A 20697-nucleotide genomic window follows, 5' to 3' on the forward strand; every position below is an offset into this window, starting at 1 on the left:
AGCGCGGCACGGGCCTGAGATCAGACGCCGCGCCAGCGTTTGAAGATCAATGAAGTGTTAATGCCACCAAAGGCAAAGTTGTTGCTCTGGATATAGTCGGTTTCAATCTCACGCGGCTCACCCATGATGTAATCCAGCTGGCCGCCATCTGCTGCCGGTTGCGTCAGGTTCAGGGTTGGCGCAAACCACCCTTCCCGCATCATCTCAATGCTCATCCAGGCTTCCAGCGCCCCACAGGCACCCAGCGTATGGCCAAAATATGACTTCAGCGAAGAGATCGGCGTCGTTTCGCCAAACACCGCCGCCGTCGCCAGACTTTCGGCCATATCACCCCGTTCAGTGGCGGTGCCGTGCGCATTCACATAACCAACGTCTGCGGCCGTGATACCGGCGCTTTGCAACGCCCGCTCGATGCAAATCTGCATGGTTTCTCGCTGCGGCTGAGTAATATGGGCGGCGTCGCAGTTGGTATGAAAACCGGTGATCTCGGCGTAGATCGTTGCACCGCGTGCCAGGGCATGTTCCAGCGACTCAAGGATCAGCGTGCCCGCCCCTTCGCCAATTACCAGACCATCGCGCTGCTGATCAAAGGGTGCGGGCGTGGTGTGCGGCGCGTCATTACGCTGGCTGGTGGCAAACAGGGTGTCAAACACCGCGGCTTCCGACGGACAGAGCTCTTCAGCGCCACCAGCCACCATCACCGTCTGATACCCGTGACGAATCGCTTCCCAGGCATAGCCAATCGCCTGGCTGCCAGAGGTACAGGCGCTGGAGGTCGGGATCACCCGGCCGCGCAGGCCGAAAAAGAGTCCGGCATTGACGGCCGTGGTATGCGGCATCATCTGCACATAGGTGGTGCCGGTGATATTGTTGGTGTGCTTTTCGGTCAGCATGGTGGCGAACTCGCTGACCGGCCCGGTGCTGCCAGTGGAAGAACCGTAGGCGATACCCGTTTCTCCGCTGGTCAGCACCGGATGGTCAATCAGGCCCGCCTGGGTCAGCGCCAGCTCGGTCGCGCGCGTTGCCAGCAGCGAAACGCGGCCCATGGCGCGGATGCGCTTGCGGGTGTAGTGCGCCGGCAGCACAAAGTCATCCACCGGTGCGCCGAGCAGCGTATGCAGCCCGTCGTAGATCTGCCACTCCGGCATAAAGCGCACCGCATTGCGGCCCGCACGGATCCGTGCCGAAACTTCAGCCCAGGACTCACCAAAGGCGGTTACGCCGCCCATGCCGGTTACGACTACCCGCTGGATCACAGCATGCCTCCGTTTATAGAAATGACCTGACGCGTTACGTAGCCTGCAATATCGGACATCAGATAGCTCGCCAGTCCGGCGACCTCTTCAGCCGCGCCCATGCGCTTCATCGGCACGATCTTCATCGCTTCCTCAATCACCTGAGGTTCCAGCCCCTCCATACCGGTATCAATCAGGCCTGGCGCGATGCAGTTAACGGTGATTTTGCGTTTCGCCAGCTCAATCGCCAGCGCCTTAGTGGCACCAATAATGCCCGCTTTCGCCGCGCTGTAGTTCACCTGACCGCGATTACCCATTATCCCCGACACCGACGAGAGCGTGATAATGCGGCCGCCGCGCCGCAGACCGATCATCGGCATCACGCAGGGCTGGATCACATTGTAAAAACTGTCGAGATTGGTGTGGATGACGCTGTCCCACTCCTGATCCGTCAGGGCAGGAAACGCCGCATCGCGGGTGATACCGGCGTTGCTCACCACACCATAATAGGCGCCATATTGCTCAATATCCGCCTCCAGCGCAGCGCGGGTTGCCGCCCGATCGGCCACATCAAATCCCAGCACACGGCCGCTGCCGCCTGCGGTTTCGATCTGCTGCAGGCACTGCTCAGCGCCTGCGCGGTCACGGTTGAAATGGACGATAACCTGATAGCCATCCTGGGCGAGACGCAACGCAATCGCGCGGCCAATCCCTTTACTGGCGCCCGTCACTAATACCGAATCTGTCATGGCTGATTTCCTTGTGACATCAATTGCTGTAATTCTGCTTCATTGGGTTGATACGTATTCAGACGACCGCTGGCAAGCCGCTGGGTGCCGTAATGAATGTCGCCCTCAAAGCTGCCCATGCGGTCGTCGCGCATCAGCAGCGTCATTCTGATATCCAGCGTAACACTGGCGGGAAAGAGGGATCGCTCTGCCCGCCAGCCGCGTCCGCCCAGCAGCATGCCGGGCGGGATAAGGGTGGCGCCGCCCTGCTTTGCATGCCAGCCCGACCAGACGCCCACGGTTTGCGCCATCATCTCCACGCCAAACCAGGCGGGCAGTTCACCCTGAGGCGTCAGAAACGGTGTCAGTACGCCACCGGCGCAGGTCGACACCTGACAGTGGACCTGCTCATCATCCACGGCGATCAGCTGATCAAGCAGCAGCATCGGCGCAGCGTGCGGCAGCCAGCGTGCCGCGGGAGAATTAATAACCATGTTGGCGTCCCAGAATCAGACAGGTGTTGTTGCCGCCAAAGGCGAAGGAGTTAGAAGCGATGACAGGCCGTTGCAGCGCCTGCGGCTGTAATAACAATCCGCAATCCGGCAGCGTCTCATCCGGCGCCATCTCACTGAAATCCTGCGCGGGCAGCGGCAGATCGTTTTGCAGGATCAGCGCACTGAGGGCGGCTTCACACACTCCCGCCGCGCCGAGCGTATGGCCGGTCAGATGTTTGGTCGAGCTGCACGGCACTGCATTGCCAAACAGACGCTGAATCACGGCAGCTTCCATCTGGTCGTTAAGCGGCGTCGCGGTGCCGTGCAGATTGATATAACCCACCTGCTCTGGCAACAGATTCGCCTTTTGCAGCGCCATACGCATCGCCCGTTCAGCGCCCTCGCCCTGCGGATGGGGAGCGGACATGTGCCAGGCGTCAGACGATTCGCCAGCTCCCAGTAGCGCCAGCGGCTGCGGTTCCCGCGTCAGCAGCATCAGTGCGGCCCCTTCGCCAATCGAGATGCCGTCGCGATCGCGGCTGAAGGGAGCGCAGCGACGTTCAGAGAGCGACTCCAGGCTGTCGAATCCGTTGATCGGCATCCGGCTCAGCGAGTCCGCACCGCCCACCAGCGCCACATCCACCAGCCCTGCCGCGATCAGCCGCCCACCACTGATAATGGCGCGGGCGCTGGAGGAGCAGGCGGTTGAAATGGTATAGGCCGGGCCATCCAGGCTTAGATAGTGAGCCAGGAAACGGGAGGGATCGCCCAGCTCCTGCATCTGATAGTGATAACCGGACTGACTGCCGGCAATCTGCTGATCGCCCTCATCCACACCCGAGGTGCTGGTTCCCAGCACAACTGCCACTCTGCTGGCACCATAGTGCGCAATCGCCGCGTCGAGCGCCGGACGGATTTGCGCCAGTGCGGCCAGCAGCAGCTGGTTATTACGGGTGTTGTGCACGCTCAGGGCAGCAGGAATCGATGGCAAATCACCTTCAACTCTGCCAAGCCAGCAGGCGCGGTCGCCGCTCAGCCAGCCATGACGCAGCTGCATGCCGGGTGCCTCACCCCTGGTAAGGCTGGCCGCAATCTGCTGAGTGTTGTTCCCCAGGGCATTCAGCATGCCGATGGCAGAGATGTAAATCATGAGCCGTCCAGATGTTGAATGCGGATCTGATAGCCAAACGCATGCTGCTGAATGCTGATGGGCTGGCGCTGATTACCGCGTTGCAGATAATCGATTTCGGTAACCAGCTGGTTATCGGCATCGATCAGCCGTCGCTTTAACCCCTGATCCTGCAACGTCCAGCCTGGCGGCAGCTGTTTTTGCCACAGATCCCGTGGCCAGTAGCTGAGCATAATATCCGCCAGCACCTGACTGGCAGGCGGCATCTGCGGCAGCGGCATCAGCTGCTGAGTGTGAATACCGCTGGCATCGTAGCGCAGGCTGAACAGGCGAATACCCACCGAGGAGAGTCCGGCCAGATCAATTTGCTGTTCATCGGCGCTGAGCAGCACCAGCAGTGACTGACTCTGGCCTTTCACCTGTCCGGTCAGCAACTGCTGCTGCTGAAAGGCGGGACGGATGCCCGGCGGTGGCAGCGTCACCTTCACGCCCGGTTTCAGCCAGGCGGTGGGACGACTGCTGTCGGGTGCAGGTCCGGCACAGGCGCTGAGCAGCAGAGCCGTCAGCAGAATAAGAGCGGCGCGGATCATCGTTTACTCCTTGATCGGGTGGGTCGCATCGCCAGCGGCGACAGCAGGAAAGCGCTGAAGATGCCGCTGCATAACACTGTGCCAAAACTGGCAATCGCGCTGGTGCTGCTGAATACCAGCATACCCAGCGTCAGTAAGGTGGTAATCATCGCCAGCGACACCGCCAGCAACGAGGTCAGCGGCGTACCCTGCGGGTTGCTGAAAAAGAGCGTGTAATTAATGCCGATGCCCAGCACCAGAATCAGTGCCAGCAGGGCAAACAGATTCAGCGACGCGCCGATCCAGCCCAGCGTTGCCAGCGCCATCGCCAGCGACAGCACTGACGGCAGCGCGCTGCGTAAGCCCGCCTTTAACCCCAGTCGCAGGACAAAACTCAGGGTGATCAGCAGCAGCGCCAGCGCCAGTAACCCGCTCAGCAGGGTGCGCCAGAAGCTGAACAGCGAATCGTAACCTGATTTGCGGTCAATCCAGCTGACGCCCGGATGCTGTTTGGTCAGCTCCGCGAGTGCAGCGCTGTTTTTTACGCCGCTGGTGGGGATCAAAACACCGCTGCGCCCGTCTGGCAGCGTCAGCCACAGCAGTCGCCAGCCTTCACTCAGCGGACTCGACAGCCACGCCTCTGGCGTTACCGGCATCGGGGTCAGATCCGGTGCCGGCAGCGTGATACCCGCCTGCTGCAGGCGGGCCGTAATATCCGGTGCTGCCTGTTTCAACAGCTGAAGATCCCGCTGTTGCTGCGCCAGCGACGTCAGCGGCAGCAGACGATAGTGCTGCAGCCAGCCCTGCTGCTGCGCCTGGTGCAGATCCGGTGCCAGTTTTTCCAGCCGCTGCAGCGTCTGCTGCGCATCATCGCCCCAGACCACAAACCAGGTCTGATCGGCGCGCTGTCCGGTCAGGGCTGCCAGCTGGCGATCCTGCTCCAGCAGATGCGCAGGCGCACTTTGCAGATGGGCGATGTCATCATCCACCTTTAACTGGGCGATACCGGCCAGCGCGAAGATCGCCATCGCCACCGGTAATCCGACGCGCAGCCCGCGCTGGCGACGCCAGGCGGCAAGCCAGCGCGCCAGAGGCACCATCAGCGGCACCGGACGCACCGGTAATCCGCGTACCAGCCACGGATAGATGAGAATCACCGTCAGACAGGAGGCCGTTAATCCGCTGGCGGCAAACACCGCCAGCTGCCGCAGCCCCGGGAACGGTGCCAGCAGCATCAGCAGCCAGGCGATGGCGGTGGTCCCGAGCGCCAGCAGCAGCGTGCCGCGGACTTTTCGCAGGCTCTGCCACGGCGTCTGCTGATCGCCGTGAACCATGCGCTCGGTGAGATAATAGAGCGTGTAATCCGCAGAGATGCCGACAATACTCAGGCTCATCACCAGCGTCATCAGATGCAGTTCACCGAAGCAAAGCAGCGTCATCACCGTGCCCGCCATCGCGCCGATGGCCACAGACGTGACCGTCAGCAACAGCGGGCGCAGTGAGCGGAAGACCAGCAGCACCAGCAGGACAACGCCACCCAGCGTCACACTGCCCAGCGTTTTAACGTCATGCTGCGCACGCTGGCTGGCGTTGTGGCTGAACAGCACCGTGCCACGCGTGAGCAGTTTCGCCTGCGGCCAGCGGCTTTTAAGCTGTTGCTCCAGCGCGCTGAGTCGGGTAACCAGCGCATGACTTTGCTGCATACTGAAGGCGTTGTTCGCCAGTTCGCCATGCAGAAAATACCACTGCTGACCCTGTGCATCTTTTACTGTCAGCCAGCCATCATGCAGCGTCATGCGCCCGGCGTTTTGTGCCAGCGCCAGCTGCGAACCCCGCACCAGCATCAGGGGATCGCCCTGCAACTCTTTGCTGCTGACGCCAGAGAAGGCCGAAAAGAGCTGCGCCAGCAGCCAGTCAGCCTGCGCCTCGCCGCCGTTCTGCAAGCGGTCGCGCGTCACCTCATCGATCAGGCCGTTACGGTGTTGCCAGGCAAAGCGGCCCCACTGCTGCTGCTGTTGCCCGTCGAGATCACCCTGCACCTGTTTCAGGTCAGGCAGCGCGCGCAGCTGGGCCAGCCACCAGGCGGCGACCTGGGGATCGTCCTGCTCACCGGGTGAAACCAGCCACACCAGCTGGCGATCCAGCCGCTGCATAAAGCCCTGCTGCAGCGCAGGCGGTGCCGCCCCCAGATTCTGCTGCGGCAGTAGCGCCAGCACACTGCTGTTGAGCTGACTGCGCGGCAGCAAAAAAGAGAGCGCAGCCGCCAGCAGCAGACAGAGGGCCAGCCACAGGAGGGCCAGCAGCCGATCGTTACGGCCCGGCAAAACGCGCCTGCTCCTCGTCGCTTAACTGCGGCGGTTCAATTCGGGTGTTGCTGAGCTCTATTTGCGTTTTATCGCCCTGCTTATCATCCAGGTTGATGCTGTCCAGGTAGGCGCTGCCCGCCAGCGAGATACGGTTGAAGATTTTGTTGAGCGGCGCCGCTTTGGGCGTCAGCTCCAGCGTCCAGGCTCCGTTGCCGCGATCGCTGAAGGCCACGCTGAAGTTCTCGTTCAGCACTTTCTGGTCGGCCTGGAACAGCGCCCGCAAGAGATGGTTGAACTGGAACATCTGCGGGTTACTGTCGGCGGTGATCACCTGAGGCTTCTGGCCGCTGAGGCTCTGCACCATACGTTTATCATCCAGCAGCAGCGTCATCACAAAGGGTGTCTGCTGATGCCACCATAAGCCCTGCTCGCGAGCGATCAGCATCTGCCCGTGCGAGACCAGTGGCTGACGCATGCCTGAAATGGTACGCGTCTGGATAAAGTCTGCCCGAATCACAGGCTGGCTGGCAAAACGCTGCTGCAGCTGATCCAGCGTAATCGCGCTGGCGGCACTGGCCCACAGCAGCAGGCTGGTAAGCACAATTTTCAGCATCCTTTCACTCCTAAACGTTCCAGTAAAATATCGGGTGAAACAAAGCACAACGCCTGACTCTCCTGCTCCACCGCCACCTGCAGAGTATGCGCTTTGGTGGTGATCTGGCCGGCAGCATTTCGCACTTCATAGTCGATGCGCAGACGGTTCTCATATTCCGTAATCCGGGCGCTGACGCGGATCGTCTCTTCGCAGCGCAGTGGCTGGCGGTATTTGACCCGGGTATCGACCACCGGCCAGACGTAGCCGCTGGCGGCCATCTCGCCATAGCTGTAGTTAATGCTGCGCAGCAGGGCTTCACGCGCCACTTCGAAAAAGCGAAAATAGTTGCCGTGCCAGACCACGCCCATGGGATCGCAGTCGTGGAATGAGACGGTCAGCACGACTTCAGCATGATGTTCAGTCATGGTCAGACTCCTTGTGGTGCGCCTGTTGATCAGGCAGCGTCCAGAAATCGAAAAAGTTAAACCAGTCGAGCGGCGCCAGCAGTGCGTAATGGGCCAGCCGCGCTGCGTAACGATCGACCGCCTGTTGCAGTGCCTGCTGACGTTGCGCACGCGGCAGCAGCAGCGGATCGGCGAAGGGCTCACAGTGAATACGCAGTTTACCCTGTTGCTGCAGGGCGAACATCAGCAGCACCGGACAGCGCAACGCGGCCGCCAGTACAAACGGCCCCTGTGGAAAGGGCGCGGCGCGGCCCAGAAAGTCGCTCCAGATCACCCGCCGCTCGCCGCCGCGCTGCGGATTGACCGCGGTGCGATCCCCGACAATCGCCACCCATTCGCCCGCATCCAGCTTCTGTTGCAGCAGGATAGCGGTCTCCGGCCCGATATCGCTCACCGGCATCAGATTCACCCCCGCCTGCGGGGCGATGGTTTCCAGCACCGCCCGAAAACGCCGGGCGTTGTCGGTAAACACCAGCGCATTAATCACCAGCCCGCTGACCTGCTGCGCCATCGCGCGACAGGCTTCAATGTCACCAAGATGGGAAGCGAGAATCAGCTTGCCCTGCGGCGTGGGTGTGCGGATCACCGCTTCTGCGCCTGGCGCAAAATCGATGTCACGTCCCCAGCGCAGATCGCCGCGCCAGCTGGCCACTTTATCCAGCATTGCCCCGGCGAACCGCAGGAAATGGCGGTAGCTGTTAAGCCGTGGCGGTAACGCAATCTGCTGCTGCTGCGCGGCGGTAGTGACCTGCGCCAGCCACTGCCGGGAAGCGCGTCGCGCGCGCTGACCGCTCAGCCAGTAGACCGCCACTACCGGCCAGAGTAGCAGCGTAAAGGGCAGCCGCCCGCCGTAGCGATAGACCGCCAGCATAAAACGTAATCCCCACTGTCCGCGCCGCTCCGTTTCCGCAGACCAGTGCGTCGACGGTTTACGCATCGCCAGCAGACGAGGAATGCGCGGCAGCATGCCGAAAAACAGCCGGGTATGCATCCAGGAGATGCGCAGGTTGTCGTAGAGCGCATCGAAGTGTGACAGCCCGCTGGCCGGATAGGTGACGCGGGTCGGGATAAAGCGACTGCGGGTTCCCTGCCAGTAGAGCCGCACCATGATCTCGGTGTCAAAATCCATGCGCTGACCGATGGCCCGGCGATCGCACAGCGCCAGCGTCGCGGCCAGGGGATAGACGCGGAAGCCACACATGCTGTCGCGGATCGACAGCGACAGCGTTTCAATCCAGACCCAGAAGTGGGTGATGTAGCGACCATAAAGGCGTGATTTGGGGATCGAGTCGTCATAGAGCGGCTGACCGGAGATCAGCGCGTCGGGATAACGCTCCGCTTCCGCCAGCATCAGCGGCAGATCTTCCGCCTGATGCTGGCCGTCCGCGTCAAGCTGCACCGCATGGGTGAAGCCGCGTGCCGCCGCGGCCCGCAGTCCGTGGATCACCGCCGCGCCTTTACCCTGATTGCTGTCGAGTCGCAGCAGGCTGAGCTGCGGGGCGTGCAGCGTCGCCAGCTGAAGCTGTGTGGCCGCATCGCTGCCATCATCCACCACGATTACCGGCAGATTAAAGGGTGCCAGCCGTGCCAGCACTGACGCCATCATCGCGCCGTGGTTGTAGCAGGGGATCACCACGCAGGGTGAAAACGGGGCGCTTAACACAGCGCGATCTTCCCGCTGCTGGCGATCTGCTCGCCGTCGTTCTTCAGCAGGCTGTAACGGAAACTCAGGCGGGATTTTTCAGCGTCCCAGTCCAGATGCAGTTGCAATAGCGAGTCGGGTAATACCGGCTGCTGAAATTTAATGTTATCAACGGCGGCAAACTGTTTACCGGGCGCAAGCAGTGATACGCCGTAGTGCATCACCCAGTCGAGCTGAGCCACACCCGGCAGAATGGGCAGATGCGGAAAGTGGCCCTGAAACCAGAAGAGTCCGGCATCTATCTGCAGGGTCAGCGTGACGCTGTCAGCCCGCAGCTCCCGGCTGCGTTCAATCGGCAACATGAAAAAGTTCCTCTATTTGCGGCCAGGCGCGTTTGCTTTGGGTGGTCACCGGAATAGTGGCCACAATCCGCCAGTAGCGCGGCATCGCCAGCGGTTCCAGCCAGCGCTGCAGCTGGCGTTTCCACTGCTGCCTGCGCTGATGCAGAGCCGCCTCATCCAGCGCGCTGTTCAGCGCCAGCACGACACCAATCGCCTGACGCTCATGACGCGTGACCACCAGCGCCACGGCATCCTCGATTTCCGGCAGGTCGGTCAGACGGCGCTCTATCTCGCTTAATGAGATGCGCTTGTCACCGATTTTTACGATGCGATCGTGGCGTCCTGCAAGCTGAAATCCGCCGTCCGGCTGCATAGTCAGTCGATCGTCGAGCTGCAGCCCGCTGTCACCGGCAATCAGCGGCGACCAGACCTGCCAGCGATCGGGCGTCACCTGCTCCAGCCTGACCTGCGGGAAGCGGCGCCACGGCGCCTCCGCCCGATCGCACTGACGCCAGGCCAGAATGCCGGTTTCGGTGCTGCCGTAGATTTCACTGACCTGACAGCCAAAGCGCTGCCAGACCTGCTCCGCATCAGAGTCGCGCAGTGCGCCACCGGCCGAGACAATCAGTTCACAGGCGGGCGCTTTCAGCGTGCTGTCCAGCCGCGATAAAAAGGCCGGGCTGCTGATAAAGGCATAGCGAACGTCGCGCGGAAGCTGGGCCAGCTGTTCGCCGTAAAACAGCGGCTGGGCGGCAAACGGCAGCCTGAGCATCATCGGCAGGAAAAGTCGAAACGATAAACCGTAGAGATGCTGATGGCTGACCGAGGCGATGACCCGGCACCCCCGCAACGGTTCGGCCCACAGGCTGCTGAGCCAGCGACTCTCCTGCTCCATCACCGCCAGCGTCTTCACTACCTGACGCGGTGCGCCGGTGGATCCCGAGGTGAAGAGCACCAGTTCTGCACTCTCCGGCAGCGGCGGCAGCGGCCCCTGCGTTTCTGCGTCGTCCCACGCCAGCAGCGGCAGGCTGACCGCCAGCGGCATGTCGCACAGCACGCCATCCAGCCGATCCTGCCTCTCATCCAGCAGCGCGGCGCGGCAGTGACCCGGCATCACCGGCGTTTTGCCGGCATACCAGCATGCCAGCAGCGCCACACAAAAACGGTAACTGTCATCAAAACAGAGCGCCCATTGGCTGCCCGGTTGTGCTGCCAAGCGCTGGCGGAGCGCCACGACCTGACGATGCATCGCGCTGAGCATCAAACGTTGATCGCCGCGCCAGGCGACCTCGCGATCGTCTCCCGTCAGCCAGTCGGCCACTCTCATGCTTTTCGCCTCACGCGCTGACGTACCAGCCATTCAGCACTCATCAACGCTGCGATTAACAGATAACTTATGCCGCCATTCCACAGCGTCCAGAGCCGCAGATCGCCCAGCAAACAGGTATAGATCGCCATGCTGCCGTTGCCGATAAAAAACAGGCACCAGATATGGGTGACGCGGCGGGTATAGCGCACTGCCGCAGGGGGAAGCACGGGCTCACGCAGCCGGGCGATGCGTTCCACCAGCGGCATCGCACTCCAGAGTGAGGCGCCAAACACCAGCAGCATCGCCAGATTGACCGCCACCGGATACCACAGCAGCAGATGCTGAGTGCGTAATAGCTGGCTGCTGACACAGAGCAGTGCACCGAGCAGCGCCAGCCAGCCCATGACCGCGCCCATGGCGTTTTGCTGACGACGCAGCTGCAGCCAGCGCAGGCCAAACAGCAGTGCCAGCAGCCAGAAAAGCCCCTGCCAGTGCGGCTGGGTCAGCGCCAGCCAGACCAGCAGTGGCCAGGCCAGTAGCGTAAGCAGATTCAGCAGGCGAAGCGTAGCAGCAGGCACGGCGGGATCAGGCGTCTTCGCGCATCAGTTGTTCCACGGCATCCACCACATCCTGCACGGTGCGCACTGCGCGGAAGGTTTCCGGTTTAATTTTACGGCCGGTACGTTTTTGCAGATGAACCACCATATCGACAGCATCAATGCTGTCGAGTTCGAGATCTTCATACAGACGTGCCTCGGGATGGATATCCTCAGGCGCAATTTCAAACAGGCTGGTCAGCAGCGAAGCCACTTCCTGATAGATCTGTTCTTTGTTCATCATAAGGTTGTCTCCGCTTTCAGCCGCGCTGTTGGTTGACGAACGCAGCCAGCGTCGCAACAGAGAAAAAGTGGGCGCGCAGGGTTTCACTCTCAGCGGACAGCGCCACGCCGTAGCGATTTTTCACTGCCAGGCCAAGTTCCAGTGCATCAATAGAGTCCAGCCCCAGTCCGTCGCCAAACAGTGCAGCGTCGGTCTCTATATCATCGGGACTGAGATCTTCAAGGTTCAGCGTGTCGATAATCATCTGTTTGATATCGTTAATTAATGAATCCATACCGGTTTTCGTCTTACCTGTTCTGGGGGACCAGCGCCTGCTGTAAATGGCGGGTCAGGCGACGCGCGGCCAGCGGCTGCGCGTCGGGATTGCTTTCACAAAACGACTGACTGTCGATTCGCGTTTGTACACGCACGGTAAACAGCGGTTTAACCGGCGGAATCTGATACCAGCGGCTCTGTTTATCGAGCATACGCTGGCTACAGGTGATGTGAACCACACGCAGATCGCATCCGGCGCGCACCGCAATATTGGCTGCCCCGCGCTGCAGAGTCAGTGGATGACCGTAGCGGGTGCGGGTGCCCTCCGGAAAGATCAGGATATTGTCGCCGCGCGCCAGTCGCTGCTGGCTGTCCGGCAACAGCGTCTCCGCTTCACTGTTGATCAGATAGTCCGCGGCGCGGATCACCCCACGCATAAAGGGGTTCTTTTGCAGATCGGCTTTAACCAGACAATCCATCTCTGGCAGTACCGAAGCGATCATCACGTAGTCGATCAATGATGGATGATTGGCGACAATCAGGCATCCGCGATCCTGTTGCAGCAGCTCTGCGCCTTCAATCCGGTAGTCATAGACCCCGGTCATCCGGCAGAATCGCAGAAAGCAACGGAAGCTAAAGGCGATAGCGCGTCGGGCCAGCAGGCGGCGGCGCAGCGAATCGTGCTGTACCAGCAGCAGCAGGTTGAAGCCAATCAGCGACAGCAGCAGTCCGCCTATGCCAAACAGCGTAAAACTCACCGCCGTCATCACCAGCCGCCAGCAATAGTTCATGCGGCTGCCGGTGTAGTGCGCCGGTTGTGAACAATCAGCCATGATGTCTCTCCCAGTGCCATGTCAGGCGTTCGCCCGGCAGGCTGAAGGTGGGCGATTCCGCCAGCCAATGCTGCAGAAAGCGCAGGCTTTGCGGTAACCCTGTTTCTGCCCTCTCCTCTCTGCCAGCACGGCCAGTGCAGTGCAGCTGGTCGCCCGGGCGCAGCAGCAGCGCCACCGCATAGGGAAAGTTCACACGCTGTTCCGGCAGCCACGGCAGATAGTAGTCAGGCACGATGCCGTCGAAATCGGCCAGCAGTACCTGCTGATAACCCGCCTGATGCAGCGCGCTGACTTCGATCAATCCCTGCTGAAACGAGTCGACTCCGGCGGCGATTGAGGTGGAGACCAGTGGTGCTTTGGCTGCAATGGTCAGGCTGCCGACCGCCGAATTGTGAACCGACATGGCAAAATCCGTAGGTGACATTGACTGCTGATCGGCCAGCGTAGTGAGGATACGCAGATTACGTTCCAGTTCACCGTGACGACTGGTGAACACGATAGCGTCAACCTGCTGACGCGCGAGCAGCGCCAGCCCACACTCTACCGCCGCACGACTGCCGCCGCTCAGACGACGTGCTGTCATCATCGGTAAAAATTGCGGCTTTGCCATCGCCTCTTTAGGGTCTATGACGGTGCCCTGTTGCGCCCAGTGCTGCCAGCCCTCGCCCCCGTGTAATCCCGGAGCCAGAGCCTGCCAGTCGACCAGTGAGTAAGCGAGTCTCATCTCAACACTCTTTTTGTCATATGTGTGGCATCGGCGTTTATCGGGGCGTTATCCCGGCCCTCTGCAAAAAAAGTGCGTCCGGGAAACCCTCTGCCGATTCCGCATCAGGCCTTCACGGTAGAGGGTTACTCAGTGGTTCAGCAATAGCAGCTCATCTGATTTGTCGGCCGGCTGCCGGAGATCTTTATGCTTTGATCGTCTGTCGACACATCATTGCGACAGCGCACGCATTACTGAGCGGCAAGAGCAGAGAGTCGTAACTGAATATCCTGATCGAGATTGGCAATCCAGCGGTTGTAGTTATTGTGGATCTCGCCCTGCTCCGCTTTCAGGTTCTCACTGCTGACATAATCGATGCGGTAGTTCTGGCTGGTATACGTGATGCGAATAGTCGCCACGAAATCACGCTGGGCCAGACGACCATTGATCACGCCAGGCGAAACGGGAGTCATCACCCATTTCCGGCCAATACCCGCTTCAATGATCGCCAGTTTCATCTGGTTGTCGCTGTAACGCTGAGTGAGCGTTTGATTCACGTTATGAATCGGCGCAGTGCGCCGCAGCCGGTTAATAACGCAGCGACCACGGCCAGCGTGCAAATAGTTTTTTTATTCATGATGAATCCCTTCTTTTATTTTTATATCAGTAAGTTAAACGGATAATCCGTCTCGCGCAGGCTAAGCTTTCAGTGCGCTTTTCCGTCTGACTGGCTTAAAACCCGCGCATGATACCACCGAATGTAAAGACAGGTAAGCAGAAGTATGCATGGGTTATTTGGGGGATTAAAGCGGGGAATATACGCAGTCGCCGCGACAGCGCAGAGGCCGATCCCTGCCGCAGAAACTCTGGCTGCGACTGGATCGGTCTGAGGATTACTGGGTGGAGGCGGGTGTCCAGCCACCGCCCAGCGCGCGGTAGAGATCGATCTGCGCCAGCAGCAGGTTATTTTTGACAGTCACCCGATTCAGCTGCGTTGAAAACAGGGTTCTCTGCGCATCCAGTTCATCCAGATAGGAGGCATAGCCGTTCTGATAGCGATTGCGGGCAACGCGCAGCGCCTCCGTTACATAGGCTTCCTGCTTTTGCAGCTCCTGAAGTTGTGCCTCACGCTGCCTGATAGCGTCTATTGCATCGTTAACTTCCGAGAAGGCGTTGCGCACCACTTTTTCATAGCCATAAAGTGCCTGATTTCGCGTCGCCATTGAGACATCCACCTGCGCCGTCAGCGCTTCACGGTTCAGCAGCGGTGCCAGGATGCTGCCGCCCACGCTCCAGAGCCGGAACGGATCATCCGCTAACTGGTGCAGCACCGAACTCTGCAGGGTGCCGGTCGCGGTGAGGTTAAGCCCAGGCAGCAGCTTAGCGCGCGACGATGCCAGGCTGGCATCTGCGGCCAGTAACTGACGCTGAGCCTGCACAATATCCGGACGGCGATTGAGCAGCTCTGATGGCAGCAGCGAAGGCATCCGCTGCGGTGAAATCTGGTCAAACTGCTGACGACGGGCGATGCTGCGCGGGTTCATACCCACCAGAAGGCTCAGCGCATTCTCCTGCTGAGTGATCTGGTGCTGCAACTGGGGCATCTGCGCTTTGGCCGACTGATATTCCGAGGCGGCCTGCATCCACTCCAGCCTGGAGGTGTAGCCGGTTTCAAACTGACGCTGTGCCAGCTTCAGCGAATTGTTGCGGGTCGCCAGCGTCGCCTCCGTGACCCGCAACTGCTCATCCAGCGCGCACAGGTTGAGATAACCTGACGCCACCGAACTGGCGATGGTCAGCTCGGCGGCAGACGCAGCGGCCTGCTGCGCCGCTAAACTCGCCTGCGATGCGGTGATGCTGCTGCTGCGTGCTCCCCAGAGATCGACCTCGTAGTTCGCCTGTAATAAGCCCTGAAAAATATCGGTTTCATAGGGCTGGCCCGTCACTGACGAGAGCGTACGCTCCCGGGTCGCGGCCACACCGGCGCTCAGGGTCGGAAAGTTATCGCCCTGCGTGGCGCGCAGCTGGGCGCGATACTGGTCAACCCGGGATCGCGCCGTGAGGATATCGGGGTTATTGCGCAGCGCCTGCGTCACCAGCCGGTTGAGATTTTCATCATGAAAAGCGCGCCACCACTCCGCCTCCGGCGCAGCAGATGGCCCGACACTATTGCGCCAGGCGTCGGGGATCGGCAGAGAGGCCGGTGCCTTTTCAACCTGCGTGGCGCAGCCGGTCAGAAGGAGTGCCAGTGCGCTTACCATTAAGCCGCGCCGCATCATGGCGCGCCCTCACCGGCGGGTTGTGCGGCGGTGTCGATGTTTACTTCGACCGACATACCCGGGCGTAACTGATGCATATCCTGGTCATTGATGCGGATGCGAACCGGAATGCGCTGCGCAATTTTCACGAAGTTACCGGTGGCGTTGTCGGGCGAAATCGCGCTGAACTCTGAGCCTGCGGCCGGAGAGATAAATTCAACCTGACCCGTAAAGCGTTTGCCATCCAGCGCATCGACCCGAATCGTCACCGGCAGGCCAGGACGAATATTTGCCAGCTGGGTCTCTTTCAGATTCGCGATAATCCATTTGTGATTAGGCACCACCGAGGTCAGGCGCGTACCTGCCGTGACATAGGCGCCGGTGCGGACCGCCAGCTGGCCGAGCTGGCCATCATCGGGCGCGGTAATCCGGGTATTCGCCAGATCGATCTCCGCCAGCTCCAGCGCGGCGCGGGCGCTGTCGACATCGCCTTTCAGCGCGTCACGGTTAACGATGACGGTTTGCAGATTCTGCTGGGCGACGGCGATCTGCGCCGCAGCCTGACGTACCTGCGCCTGCGCCTGGGCGTCTGCGGCCCGGGCGGCATCGCGCTCGCGCACCGACAGGGATCCATCCGCCGTGAGATTTTCGACACGCTTCAGATCGAAGCCGCTTTTCAGCGCCTGTGCTTTGGCATTCTCCAGTGCCGCTTTATTGCTCTGGATGGTCGCTTCTGCGCTGCGACGCTGCTGCAGGTTATTGTTCAGCGCCGCCTGCTTCATCGCCAGCTGCGCCTGCGCCTGATGCACCCGCTGGCGATAGATACGGTCGTCAATCGTCATCAGCAACTGCCCTTTTTTCACCGGCTGCAGATCGATCACTTCGACTGAGGTGAGATAGCCATTAACCTGCGGGCTGATAAAGGTCACCTGACCGCGCACATAGGCATTCTCGGTGCTTTGTATTGCGCTGGTGAAGGGCCAGAGTTGCCAGGCATAAAGAATAACCAGTACACCAATCACCACAATGCCGCTGCCTGCGGCGATAGAAAGAATACGGCGGCGATTCGCGCGTTCGCGTTCCGCCGCCTGAAGCTCATCCTGCTGACTCATTGTTTCTCCGTTGATTCCTGTAATGCGGCCAGCTGTTGCTGCTCACGCAGGTTAAATTGCGCCTGACGCCAGTCAAGATAACGACGACGGGTCAAACGCCAGATCACCCACATCAGGGTGACCAGTGCCAGCGCAGCGGTTAACAGGTAGGTGTCGTTATAAGCGAGCACGTTGGCCTGCAGCGTGGCGATTACCTGTAACTGGCTGGTGCTCTGCGCGCCGCGCAGAACGTCGTCACCCACCAGCGAATTAAACAGCGCATTATACTGACTGAGCCGTTCGGAGACGTTGGGATCGAGCAGTGAGAGCTGATCGCCCAGCAGGCTGGAGTGATATTTTTCCCGCCAGACCTGAAACGTGCCAAGAATAGCCGAGCCGATCAGCCCGCCGAGGTTCTGACTCATGCCAAACAGCACCACAAAGCTCACCAGATTTTTCGGCTGAGTCACCACGCTGCCAATGCCCATCAGCATCGCGGGTGCCATGAAAAAGGCGCTGCTGAAGCCCAGCAGAAACTGACTGAAATACATATTGCTGGCGCGGGTCAGCGGACTGGATTGCGCATCCATCAGCGAGGCGATAATCATCACCACCAGCGAGGTGACAATCGGCCAGTTAAGATGATTGGGCTTGATGGTCAGCGCACTGGCGGCGATGCCCGCAATAACCCCGGCCATGATCGCCAGCGCCAGACCGCGCATCTGATCGTTCTGCAAGCCAATCTGCTGCAGAAAGCCGATTGCACCGGTGTTCTGTTCCGCCAGTACGATACGGATCATGATCATCACAATGCCCAGCCGCACCATCATGCCGCTGCTGAGCCAGCGGGTATTGATCAGCGGGTTGCGCCGGTTATGCTCAATGACGATCGCAGCGACAATCAGCGTCAGGGCGATCGCGGTACAGATACCGAGCCAGGGCGTGGTAAACCACCACTCAATACGGCCCAGCGTCAGTACGCCGCACAGCAGCGCCATACCGGGTGCCAGCAGGATAAAGGTGACGAAATCCATCTTTTCAAAGGTTTTGATGCGATCGCCCGGTGGCAGTTTCACCAGCAGTACCCCGCCCAGCGCAATCAGCGCCAGGCCGAGTTCAAACAGATAGAGGCCGCGCCACTCGTTGAGCTGCAGTAATTCCGAAGAGAATAAGCGGGCCAGCGGGATAGCCAGTTGCGATACCGTCAGGCCAATCACCAGCGCTTTCAGGCGATGTTTCGCAGGCCAGGCCTGTACCTGATAGTAGATGCCCAGAGAGCTGAGCGCCGCCGCCACCATACCGTGAGCGGTGCGCACAATGATTGCCGAACTGAGATCGTTGGCGAAGAGATGGAAAAACGCCACCAGTACATACAGCACCAGAAACGCCTCGGTAAAGACACGCAGGCCAAACTGCTGGCGGAATTTCACCAGCAGCAGGTTAATAGAGATGTTGCCCATCACGTAGACCGCAGGCAGCCAGGCAATCTCATTCGACCAGGCACCAAAAGTCCCCTGCAGGTTGACCAGATTCGCCGTGACCAGCGCGTTACTCAGCGCACCGGTCAGCGAAATAAGTAAACCGATCAGGCCAAACGCCAGGCGTTTTGGCATCGGATGCAGCGGCGTCGAGGGCGATCCCGGCAGCATCGGTTTTTCGTGCGGCAACCACTCGCGTGCAGCGTAGGGATTTCGCTTTGCCACTGCTACATACTTCCCATGCGGCTCAGGAGTTGTTGCAATACGCGCTCGGTCACGGCCAGATCCTGAGGGTCAATATCGGCCAGCATTTCAGTACGGAGTGCGTCAGCCTCGGTTTTCACTTTGGCGAACGCTTCGTTACCCTTATCAGTCAGCACCAGGTGACGCTTACGTCGATCTTCTGGCGGCTGTACCCGCATCAGCAGTGACTGTTTCACCAGCCGATCCACCAGCGGTACCATGCTGGCATCTTCCAGCCCCAGCAGCTGTGCCAGCTCGGTCTGGGTCATGCGTTGCGGCTCACTGGCAATCAGCCCGATGGCCATCCAGCTGCTCATGCTTAAGCCGCTATCTTTAAGGTGCCGATCCACCGCCAGGCGCCAGGCATGTGCGGTCAGATGCAATAAGTGGGTAAAGGTACGCGTGTGCTGAGACAAATGTTAGCAGCCTAATAGTAAGAGTTCTAATTGAGTGGTGGCGTTATTATACGCAAAGCGAAACGCCAATGAAAAGCGTCCGGTCTGTTAAAAATTAGTGGATCGCGGCAGAATGTCCAGAGGCCGCAACCGGGAGCCGGATAACATGAAACAGGCATCAGCAAACTGGGTCGATCTGCGCCGTGACGCCGTCAGCGGTATCGAGGCACTGCGCGCCCATTTTATCGGACACGCCTATGATCCTCACTGGCACGACAGTTATCTGATTGGCGTGACCGAGCAAGGTGTACAGCAGTTTCATTCGCGGCGCAAACAGCATCAGAGCCGACCAGGCACGGTCTTTATGCTGGAGCCGGAGGAGCTGCATGACGGTGATGCCATCAACGACAGCGGTTTTACCTACCGGATGCTCTATCTTTCGCCGCAGCAGATTGCGCAGCACCTGGCTCCGATGCTGGCTGATAAACCCTCACTGCGTGAGCTACGTTTTGCCGCCACGCTGCGCGACGAGCGTCCACTGGCTTATGCCGTCTGGCATGCGTTTGATGCGCTGTGGCACAACCATCCCGCCATCATCAAAGAGGCGGCGCTGGACCGGATGTTTGGGCAGCTCATCCCGCACCGGCAGTCGTCACTGCCCGCTCAGCCCCCGGATAAAGATGCCCGGCTGGCACTGCAGGCGCGTGACTGGCTGATTGCCCATCATGCGGATAATCCCGGCCTGGAGCAGATGGCGCAGCACCTGCAGGTGGATCGCTTCCGGTTATCGCGTCTGTTCCAGACTCACTGGGGTTTACCGCCCCACGCCTGGCTGGTGCAGTGGCGGCTGAGCCAGGCGCGTCGTCAGCTGGCGCAGGGCCAGCCCGTCGCCGATGTGGCAGCTGCGCTGGGTTTCGCCGATCAGAGTCACCTGGGCCGCTGGTTCAAACGCGCCTGCCAGCTTACCCCTTCCCGTTATCAGCACGCCTGCACAAATCTTCCAGACCTGGGTTAAGCCACTTGCCACAATGCGTTTTTTTAGTCAGGAGAAGCGCAATGCAAGACCCACGCTGTGTAATGATACTCAATGCCGCTCTGCCGCCTGGCAAAGCCACCAATGCTGCCGCCGTGATGGCATTAACCCTGGGACAGCGACATCCGGCGCTGGTTGGCGACACCCTGGAGGATGCTGACAGGCGCCCTTCTCCCGGTTTGATCACCACCGGCATTCCGGTGCTGGCCGCGACTGACGAGCAGCTCAGTGCATTGCGGGAACAGTGCGAACAGGCTGAATACGATCTGGTGCTGTTTCCGGAAGAGGGCCAGACCACTACCGATTATCAGGCGCTGAGCGCCGTCCTGCGACAGCAACCGCGTCAGCAGTGGCGCCTGCTGGGCGTCGCCATCGTCGGCGATAAAAAAGCCCTGCGAAAGCTGACGGCAAAACTGGCGCTATTCAGCTAATCTTTTTGCGGGAAGCTGGTCATGGCTTCCTGTTTTTCCCCTCCCGCCCCTCGGCCCCGCCGTTTGTACAGGTTACTTGTACAGCTTTCGTTTCGGAATAGTCCTTATAAGCTGCTGATAAGTATCAAATAGCACACTTTGTTAAAGAATCCGATTGTACAGATTGGGCTTCATTGTATAAGTTTACTGCCACGAGTTGTCATGCGACTCTGTAACGAATGATGCACTTGCGTCGCCTCTGAAGGTGTCAGTGGATTTCCACCTTCAGAGGTTATTTTTTCTGTTCAATTTGTGACACTGGTACCATCGCATCTGTCCATGCGGT

At 60.0% G+C, this 20697-nt stretch carries 22 protein-coding genes and 1 pseudogene; 2 read left to right on the forward strand and 21 right to left on the reverse strand.

Features of this window, described 5'->3' with window-relative positions:
* Window positions 1-20: 20 nt before the first annotated feature.
* From OK409_RS07445 to OK409_RS07545, 21 genes and pseudogenes are all read right to left on the reverse strand, one after another.
* Window positions 21-1256 (reverse strand): beta-ketoacyl-ACP synthase, encoded by a 1236-nt coding sequence (locus OK409_RS07445; protein ID WP_171820328.1) that lies wholly within the window; start codon window positions 1254-1256, stop codon window positions 21-23.
* Window positions 1253-1984 carry a 3-ketoacyl-ACP reductase FabG2 gene (locus OK409_RS07450; protein WP_060679923.1) on the reverse strand — a complete coding sequence of 244 codons (732 nt, stop codon included), beginning with the start codon at window positions 1982-1984 and terminating at the stop codon, window positions 1253-1255. The genes OK409_RS07445 and OK409_RS07450 overlap by 4 nt, the downstream gene beginning before the upstream one ends.
* Window positions 1981-2457, reverse strand: a complete 477-nt coding sequence (locus OK409_RS07455) for a 3-hydroxy-fatty acyl-ACP dehydratase (protein ID WP_010246435.1) — start codon at window positions 2455-2457, stop codon at window positions 1981-1983. The genes OK409_RS07450 and OK409_RS07455 overlap by 4 nt, the downstream gene beginning before the upstream one ends.
* Complete coding sequence (locus OK409_RS07460; RefSeq protein WP_264366931.1) at window positions 2447-3607, reverse strand: beta-ketoacyl-[acyl-carrier-protein] synthase family protein; 1161 nt, start codon at window positions 3605-3607, stop codon at window positions 2447-2449. Before OK409_RS07460 ends, OK409_RS07455 begins: the two co-directional genes overlap by 11 nt.
* Window positions 3604-4176 (reverse strand): DUF3261 domain-containing protein, encoded by a 573-nt coding sequence (locus OK409_RS07465; RefSeq protein WP_033779437.1) that lies wholly within the window; start codon window positions 4174-4176, stop codon window positions 3604-3606. The genes OK409_RS07460 and OK409_RS07465 overlap by 4 nt, the downstream gene beginning before the upstream one ends.
* A complete protein-coding gene (locus OK409_RS07470; RefSeq protein ID WP_264366932.1) occupies window positions 4173-6479 on the reverse strand; it encodes an MMPL family transporter in 2307 nt (768 codons plus the stop codon). Before OK409_RS07470 ends, OK409_RS07465 begins: the two co-directional genes overlap by 4 nt.
* A complete protein-coding gene (locus tag OK409_RS07475) occupies window positions 6466-7074 on the reverse strand; it encodes an outer membrane lipoprotein carrier protein LolA (protein ID WP_045140526.1) in 609 nt (202 codons plus the stop codon). Before OK409_RS07475 ends, OK409_RS07470 begins: the two co-directional genes overlap by 14 nt.
* Window positions 7068-7481 carry an acyl-CoA thioesterase gene (locus OK409_RS07480; protein WP_010246444.1) on the reverse strand — a complete coding sequence of 138 codons (414 nt, stop codon included), beginning with the start codon at window positions 7479-7481 and terminating at the stop codon, window positions 7068-7070. The genes OK409_RS07475 and OK409_RS07480 overlap by 7 nt, the downstream gene beginning before the upstream one ends.
* Window positions 7474-9183: a glycosyltransferase family 2 protein gene (locus OK409_RS07485; RefSeq protein ID WP_187495685.1), complete on the reverse strand. Its 1710-nt coding sequence runs from the start codon at window positions 9181-9183 to the stop codon at window positions 7474-7476. The genes OK409_RS07480 and OK409_RS07485 overlap by 8 nt, the downstream gene beginning before the upstream one ends.
* Window positions 9177-9524, reverse strand: a complete 348-nt coding sequence (locus OK409_RS07490; RefSeq protein WP_033786574.1) for a 3-hydroxyacyl-ACP dehydratase FabZ family protein — start codon at window positions 9522-9524, stop codon at window positions 9177-9179. Before OK409_RS07490 ends, OK409_RS07485 begins: the two co-directional genes overlap by 7 nt.
* Entirely contained in the window at window positions 9511-10830 is a 1320-nt protein-coding gene (locus OK409_RS07495) for an AMP-binding protein (protein WP_319633919.1), read from the reverse strand. Before OK409_RS07495 ends, OK409_RS07490 begins: the two co-directional genes overlap by 14 nt.
* Window positions 10827-11390 carry a hypothetical protein gene (locus OK409_RS07500; protein ID WP_264366934.1) on the reverse strand — a complete coding sequence of 188 codons (564 nt, stop codon included), beginning with the start codon at window positions 11388-11390 and terminating at the stop codon, window positions 10827-10829. Before OK409_RS07500 ends, OK409_RS07495 begins: the two co-directional genes overlap by 4 nt.
* A 7-nt stretch (window positions 11391-11397) precedes the next feature.
* Entirely contained in the window at window positions 11398-11652 is a 255-nt protein-coding gene (locus OK409_RS07505) for an acyl carrier protein (protein ID WP_010246453.1), read from the reverse strand.
* A 16-nt stretch (window positions 11653-11668) separates the two neighbouring features.
* The gene (locus OK409_RS07510; RefSeq protein ID WP_010669816.1) at window positions 11669-11926 is read right to left on the reverse strand and encodes a phosphopantetheine-binding protein; all 258 of its coding nucleotides are present in this window, start codon (window positions 11924-11926) and stop codon (window positions 11669-11671) included.
* A 13-nt stretch (window positions 11927-11939) separates the two neighbouring features.
* Entirely contained in the window at window positions 11940-12740 is an 801-nt protein-coding gene (locus tag OK409_RS07515) for a lysophospholipid acyltransferase family protein (RefSeq protein ID WP_228312211.1), read from the reverse strand.
* Window positions 12733-13464 carry a beta-ketoacyl synthase chain length factor gene (locus OK409_RS07520; protein ID WP_264366935.1) on the reverse strand — a complete coding sequence of 244 codons (732 nt, stop codon included), beginning with the start codon at window positions 13462-13464 and terminating at the stop codon, window positions 12733-12735. Before OK409_RS07520 ends, OK409_RS07515 begins: the two co-directional genes overlap by 8 nt.
* A 230-nt stretch (window positions 13465-13694) precedes the next feature.
* Window positions 13695-14080 (reverse strand): annotated as a pseudogene (locus OK409_RS07525) (hypothetical protein).
* A 256-nt stretch (window positions 14081-14336) separates the two neighbouring features.
* Window positions 14337-15722 (reverse strand): efflux transporter outer membrane subunit, encoded by a 1386-nt coding sequence (locus tag OK409_RS07530; protein ID WP_413629554.1) that lies wholly within the window; start codon window positions 15720-15722, stop codon window positions 14337-14339.
* Window positions 15719-16813 carry an HlyD family secretion protein gene (locus OK409_RS07535; protein ID WP_010669812.1) on the reverse strand — a complete coding sequence of 365 codons (1095 nt, stop codon included), beginning with the start codon at window positions 16811-16813 and terminating at the stop codon, window positions 15719-15721. Before OK409_RS07535 ends, OK409_RS07530 begins: the two co-directional genes overlap by 4 nt.
* On the reverse strand, window positions 16810-18495 hold the full coding sequence (locus OK409_RS07540) for an MFS transporter (protein WP_264366936.1): 1686 nt from the start codon (window positions 18493-18495) through the stop codon (window positions 16810-16812). Before OK409_RS07540 ends, OK409_RS07535 begins: the two co-directional genes overlap by 4 nt.
* Before the next feature lie 2 nt (window positions 18496-18497).
* Window positions 18498-18929, reverse strand: a complete 432-nt coding sequence (locus OK409_RS07545) for a MarR family winged helix-turn-helix transcriptional regulator (protein WP_010669811.1) — start codon at window positions 18927-18929, stop codon at window positions 18498-18500.
* A 145-nt stretch (window positions 18930-19074) separates the two neighbouring features.
* Between OK409_RS07545 and OK409_RS07550 the strand changes: the two genes are divergently transcribed.
* Window positions 19075-19923: an AraC family transcriptional regulator gene (locus OK409_RS07550; RefSeq protein ID WP_264366937.1), complete on the forward strand. Its 849-nt coding sequence runs from the start codon at window positions 19075-19077 to the stop codon at window positions 19921-19923.
* A gap of 41 nt (window positions 19924-19964) precedes the next feature.
* Entirely contained in the window at window positions 19965-20372 is a 408-nt protein-coding gene (locus OK409_RS07555) for a DUF2000 domain-containing protein (protein WP_010669809.1), read from the forward strand.
* Window positions 20373-20697: the final 325 nt, after the last annotated feature.

Source organism: Pantoea sp. RG18 (assembly GCF_025910075.1).
GTDB lineage: Bacteria > Pseudomonadota > Gammaproteobacteria > Enterobacterales > Enterobacteriaceae > Pantoea > Pantoea agglomerans.

Excerpts from the sequence above, each read along its gene's own strand:
- OK409_RS07535 (WP_010669812.1), bottom strand. The coding sequence starts at position 16,813 with ATGAGTCAGCAGGATGAGCTTCAGGCGGCGGAACGCGAACGCGCGAAT.
- OK409_RS07465 (WP_033779437.1), bottom strand. The coding sequence starts at position 4,176 with ATGATCCGCGCCGCTCTTATTCTGCTGACGGCTCTGCTGCTCAGCGCC.
- OK409_RS07510 (WP_010669816.1), bottom strand. The coding sequence starts at position 11,926 with ATGGATTCATTAATTAACGATATCAAACAGATGATTATCGACACGCTG.
- OK409_RS07495 (WP_319633919.1), bottom strand. The coding sequence starts at position 10,830 with ATGAGAGTGGCCGACTGGCTGACGGGAGACGATCGCGAGGTCGCCTGG.
- OK409_RS07530 (WP_413629554.1), bottom strand. The coding sequence starts at position 15,722 with ATGATGCGGCGCGGCTTAATGGTAAGCGCACTGGCACTCCTTCTGACC.
- OK409_RS07555 (WP_010669809.1), top strand. The coding sequence starts at position 19,965 with ATGCAAGACCCACGCTGTGTAATGATACTCAATGCCGCTCTGCCGCCT.
- OK409_RS07505 (WP_010246453.1), bottom strand. The coding sequence starts at position 11,652 with ATGATGAACAAAGAACAGATCTATCAGGAAGTGGCTTCGCTGCTGACC.
- OK409_RS07490 (WP_033786574.1), bottom strand. The coding sequence starts at position 9,524 with ATGTTGCCGATTGAACGCAGCCGGGAGCTGCGGGCTGACAGCGTCACG.
- OK409_RS07550 (WP_264366937.1), top strand. The coding sequence starts at position 19,075 with ATGAAACAGGCATCAGCAAACTGGGTCGATCTGCGCCGTGACGCCGTC.
- OK409_RS07480 (WP_010246444.1), bottom strand. The coding sequence starts at position 7,481 with ATGACTGAACATCATGCTGAAGTCGTGCTGACCGTCTCATTCCACGAC.
- OK409_RS07475 (WP_045140526.1), bottom strand. The coding sequence starts at position 7,074 with ATGCTGAAAATTGTGCTTACCAGCCTGCTGCTGTGGGCCAGTGCCGCC.
- OK409_RS07515 (WP_228312211.1), bottom strand. The coding sequence starts at position 12,740 with ATGGCTGATTGTTCACAACCGGCGCACTACACCGGCAGCCGCATGAAC.
- OK409_RS07450 (WP_060679923.1), bottom strand. The coding sequence starts at position 1,984 with ATGACAGATTCGGTATTAGTGACGGGCGCCAGTAAAGGGATTGGCCGC.
- OK409_RS07455 (WP_010246435.1), bottom strand. The coding sequence starts at position 2,457 with ATGGTTATTAATTCTCCCGCGGCACGCTGGCTGCCGCACGCTGCGCCG.
- OK409_RS07460 (WP_264366931.1), bottom strand. The coding sequence starts at position 3,607 with ATGATTTACATCTCTGCCATCGGCATGCTGAATGCCCTGGGGAACAAC.
- OK409_RS07520 (WP_264366935.1), bottom strand. The coding sequence starts at position 13,464 with ATGAGACTCGCTTACTCACTGGTCGACTGGCAGGCTCTGGCTCCGGGA.